The sequence below is a fragment of the Geobacillus kaustophilus genome, assembly GCF_000948285.1.
Lineage (GTDB): Bacteria > Bacillota > Bacilli > Bacillales > Anoxybacillaceae > Geobacillus > Geobacillus thermoleovorans_A.
The window spans coordinates 2,958,182-2,970,920 of sequence record NZ_JYBP01000003.1; the positions used below are offsets into that span (position 1 = coordinate 2,958,182).

A 12,739-nucleotide genomic window follows, 5' to 3' on the forward strand; every position below is an offset into this window, starting at 1 on the left:
GCGAAGAGATCGGAACAGCTTAAGCATCGGATAACTGGCTGTTGCAATTCTTATTATAGCATGGCTTTGCATATTTTCAACGGAAATGTTTTCTACAGTTTTTGCCGTTCGCGAAACGCCCGCTCGATTTCGCGCTGCGCTTCTTTCCGCTTCATGTCTTCACGCTTGTCGTATTTTTTCTTCCCTTTGGCCACCCCGAGCTCCACTTTGGCAAAGCCGTTTTTAATATACAATTTCAGCGGCACGAGCGTATACCCTTGCTCTTTCGTGTAGCCGATCAGCTTATTGATTTCGCGCCGGTGCAAAAGAAGCTTTCTCGTCCGCAGCGGGTCATGGTTGTAGCGGTTGCCTTGTTCGTACGGGCTGATATGCATGTTATGGAGAAACACTTCCCCTTTTTCCACTTTGGCGAACGAATCTTTCAAGTTCACCCGGCCGTTGCGGATCGATTTGATTTCCGTCCCTTGCAGCACAAGGCCGGCTTCATACGTCTCTTCGATGAAATAATCATGGTGCGCTTTTTTGTTTTGGGCGATTACTTTTCCTTCCCCTTTTGGCATACCCTTCTTCCTCCTCATCGTAGCGTTTCTTATTTTACCAAAAACGAAAAAGAAGGAAAAGCCGCCTGTTCGGCTTTTCCTCACCGTTTTTTCTTTTTCTTCTTTTTCGCCTTCGCGCTGCGGTTTGGGCCGCTTTGCGCTTTCGGCTCCGCCTTCGCTTTTCCTTTCTTTTGTTTTTTCCCTTCGATGACGACCGGAGCGGCTTTCGCTTTCGGCGGGCGGCGCCCTTTCATGCCGACGACTTCAAAATCGACGATCCGCTCGTCTTTGTTCACGTTGATGACGCGGACGGTGATTTCATCGCCGATGCGGTACATTTTTCCCGTCCGCTCGCCGATCATCGCGTAGTGGCGCTCGTCGTAGCGGTAATAGTCATCCGTTAAATAGCTGACGTGCACCAAGCCCTCAATCGTGTTCGGCAGCTCAACGAACAAGCCGAAGTTCGTCACCGAGCTGATGATGCCGTCAAATTCCATCCCGATTTTGTCTTCCATAAACTCGGTTTTCTTCAGATCGTCCGTCTCCCGCTCCGCCTCAACGGCGCGCCGCTCCATATCGGATGCATGCTCGGCAATCTCCGGCAGCTTTTCCGCCCATTTTTGCTGCGTCTCCGGATCCATCTGCCCGTTGATCAAGTACGTCCGAATGAGCCGATGGACGATCAAGTCCGGATAGCGGCGGATCGGCGACGTGAAATGGGTGTAAAACTCGGTTGACAGCCCGTAATGGCCGAGGCTTTCCGCGTCATAGCGCGCCTGCTTCATCGACCGAAGCATGACAGTCGAGATCACCATTTCTTCCGGCTCGCCGCGCACCGCTTCGAGAATTTGCTGGAGGGCGCGCGGATGGATTTGGTTGCCCGTTCCTTTGACAACATAGCCGAAGTTCGTGATGAACTCCAAAAAGCGCTGCAGTTTTTCCGGCTTCGGGTCTTCGTGGACACGGTAAATAAATGGAACGTTCAACCAATGGAAATGCTCGGCGACCGTTTCGTTGGCCGCGAGCATAAACTCTTCAATCAGCCGCTCAGCGACCGACCGCTCGCGCAAGACGACATCGTACGGTTTTCCGTTTTCATCGACGAGCACTTTCGCTTCCTTAAAATCGAAATCGATCGCTCCGCGCTTCATCCGTTTTTGCCGCAAAATGTCGGCAAGCTCAGCCATCAGCTCAAACATCGGCACAAGCGTCGCATATTGTTCCCGCAACACTTCGTCTTTGTCCACCAAAATTTTATTGACATCGGAATACGTCATCCGTTCCACCGTGCGGATGACGCTTGGGAAAATGTCATGGCGGACGACTTCGCCACGCTCATTGATTTCCATCTCGCACGAGAGCGTCAGCCGGTCGACTTTCGGATTGAGCGAACAAATGCCGTTCGACAGCCGATGCGGAATCATCGGGATGACGCGGTCGACCAAATAAACGCTCGTGCCGCGCTCGTACGCCTCGCGGTCGATCGGCGAGCCTTCCTCGACGTAGTAGCTGACATCAGCAATATGAACCCCGAGTTTGTAGTTGCCGTTCTCAAGCTTTGTCACCGTCACGGCGTCGTCCAAGTCTTTCGCATCTTCCCCGTCGATCGTCACGATCATTTCGCCGCGCAAATCGCGGCGCCCTTCCAAGTCTTTCTCCGTAATGACGTCCGGCACCCGGTTGGCATGCTCGATCACGTCTTCGGGAAACTGAAGCGGCAAGCCGTATTTATAAATGATCGATAAAATGTCGACGCCCGGGTCGTTTTTATGGCCGAGAATTTGAACGACTTCCCCTTCGGCGCTCATCCGTCCCTCGGGATACGATGTCAGGCGGGCCACGACTTTATGCCCTTCGACCGCTCCGTTCGCCGCATTTTTCGGAATGAAAATGTCGTTGACGATCCGTTTGTCATCCGGGATGACAAAGCCGAAATATTTGCTTTCCGTGTACGTGCCGACGACTTCTTTCACCCCGCGCTCCAAAATGCGGACGATCGTTCCTTCGCGGCGCGCCCCGGATGAATCAGCCTGGACGCGCACAAGCACCGTGTCCCCATGCATGGCGTTTTTCAATTCGGACGGCGGGATGAAAATATCGTCCATTCCCGGCTCCTCCGGCGCGACGAAGGCAAATCCCTTCGCATGGCCAATCACCTTGCCGCGCACGAGATTCATCCGCTCGGGCACGCCGTAGCGGTTGCTGCGCGTCCGAACGACAAGGCCTTCCTCTTCCATGGCGACAAGCGTTTTGACAAACTCCTTGAACCCATCGGCATCCTCGATGCGAAACGCTTCTTCCAGTTCTTCAACCGTGAGCGGCTTGTACGCCTCATCGCGCATAAACGTTAAAATTCGTTCGGCCAATGCGTGATCCATCAGCCATCCCCTCCTTTCTCCTTTACCAATCTAACGATTCAAGAAATGCATAAATATCTTCATGCAGTTGATCTTTTTCTTGATCAAGCGTAATCACATGGCCTGATTGCTCATACCACTTGATTTGTTTGACCGGCGATTCAATTTCGTTATAAATGATGTTCGCGCTGTCGGGATTGATCATCTCATCATGGCGCGCTTGGACGACGAACGTCGGGGCATAAACCAAATCAAGATGGCGGCGCACATCGGCGATGAGCTCTTGCAAGGCTTTCAACGTCTTCATCGGCGTCTGCTTGAACCGTTCCATTTCTTGTTCGATTTGCTCCTCTGATTTTCCTTCCCGCTTTTTATACTCGCGCGCATACTCGAGCACGCCTTCATACATCGTTTCCTCGCTTTTGATGTACATCGGCGCGCACATCGTCACAATCCCTTCTATAGGTACAGTGTAACCTAATTTCAATGAAAATACGCCTCCAAGCGACAACCCGGCCACGGCAATTTTTTCGTAGCCGTTGTTTTTCAAAAACTGATAGCCGTTCATGACGTCTTGCCACCAATCATCCGGCCCGGTGTGGACGAGCTCCTCAGGCGGCACGCCGTGCCCTTTGTAAATCGGGGCATGGCATGTGTAGCCTTTCGATTCAAGGAATCGCCCGAGCATCCGAACGTCAGCCGAATTGCCGGTAAACCCGTGCAAAAGCAGCACCGCCCGCTCCCCGGCTTCAAAGAAAAACGGTTTTGGTGGAACGATTTTCATCATGCGTTCTCCCTTCCTCCATGCTAGCAATCAAAAAATGCTTGCCAAAGCATCTTCACGAAATAGAAAAGGCAGCCCATTGTATGTCAGGACCGCCCCCGCTTTCCCACTTATCATCGTTTATAAATAGGCTACCACAATTGACAAGACGAAAAACAACACAGCCAACACGACTGTGACGCGCTGAAACACCGCATCGAGCCCGCGCGCTTTCTGCTTCCCAAACAATTGCTCGGCGCCGCCGGTGATCGCCCCCGACAACCCAGCGCTGCGGCCCGACTGCAGCAAAACAACGGCAATCAACGCAATGGACACAATGACAAGCAGCGTCACAAGCAAGGCATGCATGCCTGACACCTCCAACGACCGACATTGCAATAATTTTACTATACCATAGATCGCTGTTGGCGGCAACTAGTGGGGCGGCCCCAGCGCGATGAAAGACGTGATGCGTCATGACCATTGTCGCCCGATGCCGAAATGCGTTACAATGAAAGACAATGGAAGAAAATCGACAACGACTGGAGGGACTCAGATGGCAAGACCAGATGAACGAGTCGTCATCGCGATTGACGGCTATCAATTCAAACGGGCGCGGGAGGCGAAGGAAGGGAAAATTTTCGTCACCTCGCCGATCGGGGCGAACTTCACATTTGACGTCAACGTCATGCGGAAGCTGCTTGAGGCGATCGACCGCGACCCGGAGCTGGCGGAACAGTTCGGGCTTCCTGCGAAAGAAGCAAACGATTGAATCGATACATAGAAAAGGAACGGCCGTTAGGCACCGTTCCTTTTTTCGATTAGGCGCGCCCTTGCCACGCCGCCCGCTCGCGGCCGAACGGGTCGTCTTCCACATGGCTTGCGGCGGAAAAGACGAACGCCGGCTTGCGTCCAGTCGTGTACGCCGGCCACTCTTCCGGCAAGTGATCGCCGTTTGGATTGCCCGTGCGGGCGAACGAAAGCCAAGCATAATGCATTTCGTTGGCGATCGCCTCGCGCTCCGGCCGATTGCCGATAAAGTTTGCAACTCCGGACTGGTGGAGATTATGAAACACAAACGGCAGCTCGAGCGCGTGGCATGCTTTCAGCTGCCCGCCAAACACCGGCGTTTCATAGTCAAACCGGTACATGTACACATCCGCCCCGCAAGCCGCCTTTGCGTCCGCCGTCCGCAGCATCCCCTCGACAAACACACGGTACGTCATGATGCGAAGCCACTTTTGCCAGGCGGGCGCCGACGGCTCCGCCGTTTCTGCATAATAGCGAATCGCCGCCTCCGGCACGGGCCCGACTTCACGGTTGATCCGGTCAAGCAATTCTTTTTCGCCAAGCTTTGTCCACGATGGATCCGTCAAGGTAAACAAGTTGTACTCGTCTTTCGTCACCCCAATGAGAATCGGAATGTCTTTCCCTTCCCCATCTTGAAGCGCTTCGATCGGATGGCAGCGCAACACGCGGCCATCCACGACCGGACCGTACATGACGCCCGGTCCGAGCGACAGCGCCGCTTGCAGCAACTCCGCCGCCGGAATCGACAACAGCCGGTCACGGTCGCCCGGACGGATGCCGGCCTTATCGAGAATGCACTCGGTCATCGCCATGGCCGTCTCCGGCGAACGGAGGAGAAGCGAACCCGAACCGCTTTGCAAGATGGCGCGGTGAAACAGCCCCCTCGCTTCCGGCAGCGACAACAGCACACCGACGCTCGCCGCTCCGGCCGATTCACCGAAAATCGTAATGTTGTCCGGATCGCCGCCAAACGCCTCAATGTTCTCTTTCACCCAGCGCAATGCCGCCACTTGGTCCAAAATGCCGAGATTCCCCGCTTGGGAGTAAGCTTCGCCAAACATATCGCCAAGATGCAAAAAGCCAAACACGTTCATTCGGTAGTTGATCGTCACGACGACGACATCGCCGTGTTTCGCGAACGCCGTCCCGTCATACCACGGCGAAGAACCAGAGCCGAACAAAAAGGCGCCGCCGTGAATCCAAACGAGCACCGGCCGCTTCTTCCCATCGGCCGCCGGCGACCAAACGTTCAAGTACAGCCCATCTTCGCTCGGCGCCTCATTCATCCGCCCGAGCAATCCGCTGAAAATCGGATCCGACGGCTGCATGACAACAGAACCAAACGATGTCGCCTCCCGCACTCCGTCCCACGCCTCCGGCGGCTCCGGCGGAAGGAACCGACGCTCACCGACCGGCGCTTTCGCATACGGAATTCCTTTCCAAACAAAAACACCTTCATTCATCCCCCCGCGCAACCGCCCATACCGCGTCTCCACAACCGTTTGCTTCATCCCCATCCCCCCAAAAATATTCAAATGATTCAAAAAATATTATAAACGAACGATCCGCCTGCGTCCATCGCTTCGCTCCTATACGAGATGATTCCACGCCGCACGGCCGTACCGCAGCCTGTTTGAGGAGAAAAGATGACAGCTGCCTAAACAGGCAGTAAAGGAAGTGGATCAAAATGAACCAAATTGTTTCACTTATTATTGTAGAAGAGCTCGAGCAAGAAAAAGAAGAAGAACAGGCAAGTACAACTTTTGATAAAGAGTCAAAGCTTTTTCTTTTAATCGTTTGGTCGTGCTTTTTTAAGAAAAATTAAATTAGTAATTGTCCCACGAGTGTTGATTATCCAAAATTATACATACGCCTTCCATAAATTTGGGCATACTCAAACAAAGCAGCGGCCATCCCGGATTTCCAATCGAGAGGAAGCTGCCCAGAGAAAAAACGGCGAACGAACGAAATGAAGGAAAGAGAGACGTTCGTCTGTTTTTTGGTTTGATCATACAGCCATCGCAGCAACACATACGCGATGAACGCCGCAAACAGTTGGTTGTATACCGCATTTTCCGTCGTGCCAAACAAGGTCGGGACATTCAGATATTGCTTCACCCAACGGAAAAAGACCTCAACAGTCCAACGTTGTTGGTACATGTCGGCAATGGTTTCCGCAGACGCATGGAAGAGGTTCGTCACGACCCGAATGTCGCGGCCATTCGCATCTCGAAAGATCACCACCCGGTGACGCTTGGTGGAGCGGCATTGTTTCGTCCCCAACTGGCACGTGAAGTCGGCTTGAACCGATGAGGATGTGCTGGAAAGGCGTTTCAAGCTTTTTTTCTGATGAAGTTCGATGTTGTCCTTCATCCGAATGACAAAGAGCTGATGCTGCTCCACAAATCGATCGAGGCGTTCGATTTTGAAATACGCCCGGTCTTCCACCAGCACTTGTTGAGCGTTCGTCAACTGTTCTCCCACCGGGCCATCATGACGCAGTCCGATGGTTTCCACCACGTCTGCCGGCAACGAGGATTCCGGCGAATACGCGACGTGCAGCTTCACTCCGGCGCGTTCGCCGTGATACGGCGCCCATGGCAGGCGGTTTTTCCCGACCGTGACGGTCGTCGAATCCACCACCCGAAGCGGTTTGGGAAACCGAAGCGAACGGCGGGTTTGGCGGTTGCACTTGGAAATGATCAACGCCAACAAGCGTTTCATGATGTCATAGGGAACTTCTTTCGCTTTCTTGGATACAGTTGAATAATGGAATCGCGGCAATCCATACAGAGGCCCCACATCGGCTCCGTGGCGAAAGCTTTTCCATTGATGCATGGCGGCCAGCAGGAAGAAGTGAATCAACTCGCGCAACGCAAAGGTTCGAGACGAATCACGATACCCAACCGCTTCGGCAATCAGTTGAATCTCTTCATCCGAAACAAGTTTTTGCATCAAATTCGGGAGTGTGGTATGCTTGTTCATAGAGAGCACCTCCTGGGTTTGTTTGTGTCGCTACTCACATTCTACAGGAAAGGTGCTCTTTTTTCTATACCCTTTGGATTTTATTGGATAATCAACACGCCTGTAATTGTCCCTAACAATAAAGCGCCAATTAATGCCACGAAAAAAGATTTTATTATAGGTGCAACTATTCCGTTAACTGGGTAAAAATTAGACATTTTTCTACAAACTATGCCACTTGACTTTGTCTAATCATGAGACGTGGAGCGTTTTAATCTTCACTCGCAGCTTTCCTGAATGCATCGAGTCATCTTTATCACCGCCAGCCATTCGGCACCCTTTTGCCCCCCATCAAAACAACAGGCGCCCCCGCCGTTTTGGGGACGCCTGTTTCCGTCATTTTTTCAAATTGTAAAACGAACGGATGCCTTGGTAAATCGCCGTATGGCCGAGTTCATCCTCGATGCGGAGCAGCTGGTTGTATTTCGCGACGCGGTCGGTGCGCGACGGCGCTCCGGTTTTGATTTGGCCGGCGTTCGTGGCGACGGCGATGTCGGCGATCGTGCTGTCTTCCGTTTCGCCGGAGCGGTGCGAGACAACGGCCGTATAGCCGGCGCGTTTCGCCATTTCGATGGCGTCAAACGTTTCGGTGAGCGTGCCGATTTGGTTCACTTTGATCAAAATCGAGTTCCCGACGCCTTTTTCAATGCCTTCAGCCAATTTTTTCGTGTTCGTCACAAACAAGTCGTCGCCGACAAGCTGCACTTTTTTGCCGAGCCGCTCGGTGAGCAGTTTATGCCCTTCCCAGTCGTTTTCATCGAGCCCGTCTTCGATCGAGATGATCGGGTATTTCGATACAAGTTCTTCATACCAAGCGACCATTTCTTCCGACGTTTTGACGACGCCTTCGCCTTCGAGATGATATTTGCCGTCTTCTTTGTTATAGAGCTCGGACGACGCGACGTCCATCGCCAGCATCACTTGTTCGCCCGGTTTGTAGCCCGCTTTTTCGATCGCTTCAATGATCGTTTGCAGCGCTTCTTCGTTCGATTTCAAGTTCGGGGCAAAGCCGCCTTCATCGCCGACCGCCGTGTTGTAGCCTTTCGCTTTCAACACCGCTTTTAAGCTGTGGAAAATTTCCGCCCCCATGCGCAGCGCTTCGCGGAAGCTTTCCGCGCCGACCGGCATGATCATAAATTCTTGAATGTCGACGTTGTTGTCGGCATGCGCGCCGCCGTTTAAAATGTTCATCATCGGCACCGGCAGCGTTTTGGCGTTAAAGCCGCCGAAGTATTGGTACAGCGGCAGGCCAAGCTCGTCCGCTGCCGCGCGGGCCACGGCGAGCGAGACGCCCAAAATGGCGTTGGCGCCAAGCTTGCTTTTGTTTTCCGTGCCGTCGAGTTCAATCAGCTTCCGGTCGATCGCCACTTGATCGGTCACTTCTAGGCCGATGATTTCCGGCGCGATGATTTCGTTCACGTTTTCGACCGCTTTTAACACCCCTTTGCCGAGATAGCGGTGTTTGTCGCCGTCGCGCAGTTCGACCGCTTCATATTCCCCGGTCGAAGCGCCGCTCGGCACCAAAGCGCGGCCGAAGCCGCCGTCTTCCGTATACACTTCCACTTCCACCGTCGGATTGCCGCGCGAGTCAAGCACTTCGCGGGCGTAGACGTCAATAATCGCAGACATCAACATGCACTCCTTTTCCTTGTATCGTTGTTATTGGACAATGAGCGATTTTCCGGTCATTTCTTTCGGCTGCGGCAAGCCGAGCAAATCGAGCATCGTCGGGGCTAAATCGCCTAAAATGCCTCCGTCTCTAAGCTTGATGCCTTTTTTCGTCACGATGACCGGCACCGGATTGGTCGTGTGCGCCGTTTGTGGCTTGCCGTCCGGCGTCAGCACTTCATCGGCGTTGCCGTGGTCGGCAGTGATGATGGCGACGCCGCCTTTTGCCAAAATGGCATCGACGACTTTGCCGAGGCATTCATCGACCGCTTCGACCGCTTTGATCGTCGGTTCGAGCTTGCCGGAGTGGCCGACCATATCCGGGTTGGCGTAGTTCAAGATGATCGCATCGTACTTATCGGCTTCAATTTCCCTGAGCAAAGCATCCGTCACTTCGTAGGCGCTCATTTCCGGTTTTAAGTCGTACGTCGGCACTTTCGGCGAGTTGATTAAAATCCGATCTTCACCCGGGAACTTCTCCTCGCGGCCGCCGCTCATGAAAAACGTCACGTGCGGGTACTTTTCCGTTTCCGCGATGCGCAGCTGGCGCAAGCCATGCTGTGACAGCACTTCCCCGAGCGTGTTGTCAAGGTTCGTCGGCTTGAACGCCACGTATCCTTTCACCGTTTCGCTGAAGTGCGTCAAGCAGACGAAGAACAAATGCTTCGGATGTTTCGGGCCGCGGTCAAACTCGCGGAAATCTTCGTTCGTAAACGTGTTCGAAATTTGAATCGCCCGGTCGGGGCGGAAGTTGTAGAAAATAATCGCGTCGTTGTCTTGGATCGTCGCCACCGGCGAGCCGTCTTCGCGGACGATGACCGACGGCAGGACGAATTCGTCGTAAATGCCGTGTTTGTACGAGTCCTCGATGCATTCGAGCGGATCGCGATATGTCGGGCCTTCGCCGTACACCATCGCCCGGTACGCCTTTTCGACCCGGTCCCAACGCTTGTCGCGATCCATCGAGTAGTAGCGGCCCGATAACGTCGCGATTTCACCGACACCGTATTCCTTGATTTTTTCCTGCAGTTCTTTGATGTATTGCGGAGCCGTTTGCGGGCCGACGTCGCGGCCGTCCAAAAAGCCGTGGATGTACACACGCTTCACGCCTTCTTTCGCCGCTAAGCGCAAGAGGGCGTACAAATGGTGAATATGGCTGTGCACGCCGCCGTCAGAAAGCAAGCCGAACAAGTGAAGGCTCGTTCCGTGCTGCTTCACATGGTTCATCGCCGCCAAAAACGTTTCGTTCCGGTCAAACTCGCCTTCGCGGATGGCGATGTTCACTCTCGTTAAGCTTTGGTACACAATGCGGCCGGCGCCGATGTTTAAATGCCCGACTTCCGAGTTGCCCATCTGTCCTTCCGGAAGCCCAACCGCCTCGCCGCACGCTTTCAACGTCGCATGCGGGTATTCGTTCCAATAGCGGTCAAAGTTCGGCTTATGGGCTTGGGCGACCGCATTGCCGTACGTTTCTTCGCGCAGCGCAAACCCGTCCAAAATGATGAGAGCCACTGGTTGTTTACTCATGGCGGCCCGCCTCCACCAATTGCAAGAATGAAGCCGGCTCGAGGCTCGCCCCGCCGACTAAGGCGCCGTCGATATGCTCTTGCGCCAAAAAGCCGCCGATGTTGTCCGGTTTGACGCTGCCGCCGTATTGGATGCGGATCGCTTCCGCCGCCTCCCGGCCAAACAGGCGCGAGATGACCGAACGGATATGGCCGCACACCTCGTTGGCGTCTTCCGCCGTTGACGATTTGCCCGTCCCGATCGCCCAAATCGGCTCGTAAGCGATGACCGCTTCCTTCACTTGGTTCGGCGTCAAGCCGGCGAGCGCTTTTTCCACTTGCGAGGCGACAACGGCGTTCGTCTGCCCGGCTTCCCGCTCCTCGATCGTTTCCCCGCAGCAAATAATCGGCGTCAAGCCGCGGGTGAAGGCGGCCAACACTTTTTTGTTCACGGTCTCATCTGTTTCGGCGAACATTTGCCGGCGCTCCGAATGGCCGAGGATGACGTACGTGACGCCGAGATCTTTGAGCATGACCGGGCTCACTTCGCCGGTGTACGCCCCTTGGTCGGCAAAATGCATGTTTTGCGCCCCGATTTGTAAATCCGTTCCTGTTGCCGCTTGCACCAACCGATCCAAAAAGAGAAACGGCGCGCAAACGACGGAATCGACTTCGTCCGCCGGCGGCACGTGCCCTTTTACTTCCTCGACAAATTGAACAGCTTCCGCCAATGTTTTATGCATTTTCCAGTTGCCTGCAATGATGCGTTTTCTCATCGTTCACCCTTCCTTTCAATGGGCGGCGTCAGCCGCCATGCGCCCAATCCGGCGCCGTGGGTCATTTGTCTTGCAGCGCGACAACCCCTGGCAGCTGTTTCCCTTCCATAAATTCGAGCGACGCACCGCCGCCGGTGGAGATATGATCCATTTTGTCGGCTAAGCCGAATTTCTCAACCGCCGCCGCCGAATCGCCGCCGCCGATGACCGAATAAGTGTCGGGCGCTTCCGCCAGCGCTTGTGCGACCGCTCTTGTCCCATGGGCAAACGCCTCCATTTCAAAGACGCCCATCGGGCCGTTCCAGACGACGAGCTTCGACCCGCGAATGACATCGCGGTACAATTCGCGCGTTTTCGGGCCGATGTCAAGCGCCTCCCAGTCGCCCGGAATGGCGTCAATCGGCACGACTTTTGTATTGGCGTCGTTCGCAAACCGGTCCGCTACGACGACGTCGACCGGCATATAGAAGCGGACGCCTTTTTCTTTCGCCTTTTCCATAAACGATTTGGCGAGTTCGATTTTGTCCTCCTCAAGCAGCGACTTGCCGACGTCATGGCCGAGCGCTTTGACGAACGTATACGCCAACCCGCCCCCAATGATCAAGTTGTCGACTTTTTCAAGCAAATTGTCGATGACGCCGATTTTGTCTTTCACTTTCGCGCCGCCGATGATCGCCGTAAACGGGCGGTCCGGATTCGAGAGCGCTTTGCCGAGCACTTCGAGTTCTTTTTCCATCAAAAACCCGGCCACTGCAGGCAAGTAATGGGCGATGCCTTCTGTCGACGCATGGGCGCGGTGGGCGGCGCCGAACGCATCGTTGACGTATAGATCGGCAAGCTCCGCGAACGCTTTCGCCAGCTCTGGATCGTTTTTCTCCTCACCCGGATAGAAGCGGACGTTCTCAAGCAGCAGCACATCGCCTTCGTTTAGGTTGGCAACCGCTGCCTTCACCTCGTCGCCGACCGCTTCATTCGTTTTCGCGACCGGGCGTTCAAGCAGCTCGCCAAGCCGCTTCGCAACGGCATCCAAGCGCAATTCTTCGACCACTTTTCCTTTCGGGCGGCCGAGGTGGCTCGCCAAAATGACTTTCGCCCCGTGGTCGATCAAATAGCGGATCGTCGGCAGCGCCGCGCGGATGCGCGTGTCATCGGTGATGGCGCCTTCTTCCATCGGAACGTTGAAATCGACGCGGCAAAAGACGCGCTTTCCCCTCACCTCAACGTCGCGGATCGTCTTCTTGTTCATCGTTCGTGCCCCCTTTTGGCTGCAGTTTCGACAAAGGAAAAGGAGTGGGGA

General features: G+C 54.4%; 12 protein-coding genes. 2 read left to right on the forward strand and 10 right to left on the reverse strand.

Annotated features, from left to right (window positions below; genetic code table 11):
• Nucleotides 1–92: 92 nt before the first annotated feature.
• From smpB to secG, 4 genes are all read right to left on the reverse strand, one after another.
• Nucleotides 93–560, reverse strand: coding sequence for an SsrA-binding protein SmpB (smpB, locus tag LG52_RS15325; RefSeq protein ID WP_013144268.1), 468 nt, complete (start codon nt 558–560; stop codon nt 93–95).
• A gap of 80 nt (nt 561–640) precedes the next feature.
• Entirely contained in the window at nt 641–2,917 is a 2,277-nt protein-coding gene (rnr, locus tag LG52_RS15330; RefSeq protein WP_044732582.1) for a ribonuclease R, read from the reverse strand.
• A gap of 22 nt (nt 2,918–2,939) precedes the next feature.
• Nucleotides 2,940–3,680, reverse strand: a complete 741-nt coding sequence (estA, locus tag LG52_RS15335; RefSeq protein ID WP_044732583.1) for a carboxylesterase — start codon at nt 3,678–3,680, stop codon at nt 2,940–2,942.
• A 120-nt stretch (nt 3,681–3,800) separates the two neighbouring features.
• Nucleotides 3,801–4,028, reverse strand: a complete 228-nt coding sequence (gene secG / locus LG52_RS15340) for a preprotein translocase subunit SecG (protein WP_044732584.1) — start codon at nt 4,026–4,028, stop codon at nt 3,801–3,803.
• 187 nt (nt 4,029–4,215) lie between these two features.
• On the opposite strand from secG, the gene LG52_RS15345 reads away from it, so the two are divergent.
• Nucleotides 4,216–4,431, forward strand: a complete 216-nt coding sequence (locus LG52_RS15345; RefSeq protein WP_044733314.1) for a hypothetical protein — start codon at nt 4,216–4,218, stop codon at nt 4,429–4,431.
• A gap of 49 nt (nt 4,432–4,480) precedes the next feature.
• Here LG52_RS15345 and LG52_RS15350 read toward each other — a convergent pair whose 3' ends face one another.
• The gene (locus LG52_RS15350; RefSeq protein ID WP_044732585.1) at nt 4,481–5,980 is read right to left on the reverse strand and encodes a carboxylesterase/lipase family protein; all 1,500 of its coding nucleotides are present in this window, start codon (nt 5,978–5,980) and stop codon (nt 4,481–4,483) included.
• A 176-nt stretch (nt 5,981–6,156) separates the two neighbouring features.
• On the opposite strand from LG52_RS15350, the gene LG52_RS19955 reads away from it, so the two are divergent.
• Complete coding sequence (locus LG52_RS19955; protein WP_156133465.1) at nt 6,157–6,294, forward strand: hypothetical protein; 138 nt, start codon at nt 6,157–6,159, stop codon at nt 6,292–6,294.
• A 26-nt stretch (nt 6,295–6,320) separates the two neighbouring features.
• Here the strand turns inward: LG52_RS19955 and LG52_RS15355 are convergent, their stop codons facing one another.
• The 5 genes from LG52_RS15355 to LG52_RS15375 form a co-directional block, all read right to left on the reverse strand.
• The gene (locus LG52_RS15355) at nt 6,321–7,454 is read right to left on the reverse strand and encodes an IS4-like element IS5377 family transposase (RefSeq protein WP_044732586.1); all 1,134 of its coding nucleotides are present in this window, start codon (nt 7,452–7,454) and stop codon (nt 6,321–6,323) included.
• A 375-nt stretch (nt 7,455–7,829) separates the two neighbouring features.
• Nucleotides 7,830–9,122: a phosphopyruvate hydratase gene (gene eno / locus LG52_RS20380; protein ID WP_044732587.1), complete on the reverse strand. Its 1,293-nt coding sequence runs from the start codon at nt 9,120–9,122 to the stop codon at nt 7,830–7,832.
• 30 nt (nt 9,123–9,152) lie between these two features.
• Complete coding sequence (gene gpmI / locus LG52_RS20385; RefSeq protein WP_044732588.1) at nt 9,153–10,688, reverse strand: 2,3-bisphosphoglycerate-independent phosphoglycerate mutase; 1,536 nt, start codon at nt 10,686–10,688, stop codon at nt 9,153–9,155.
• Nucleotides 10,681–11,442, reverse strand: a complete 762-nt coding sequence (gene tpiA, locus LG52_RS15370) for a triose-phosphate isomerase (protein ID WP_044732589.1) — start codon at nt 11,440–11,442, stop codon at nt 10,681–10,683. The genes gpmI and tpiA overlap by 8 nt, the downstream gene beginning before the upstream one ends.
• 61 nt (nt 11,443–11,503) lie before the next feature.
• Nucleotides 11,504–12,688, reverse strand: a complete 1,185-nt coding sequence (locus tag LG52_RS15375) for a phosphoglycerate kinase (protein ID WP_044732590.1) — start codon at nt 12,686–12,688, stop codon at nt 11,504–11,506.
• Nucleotides 12,689–12,739 lie beyond the last annotated feature (51 nt).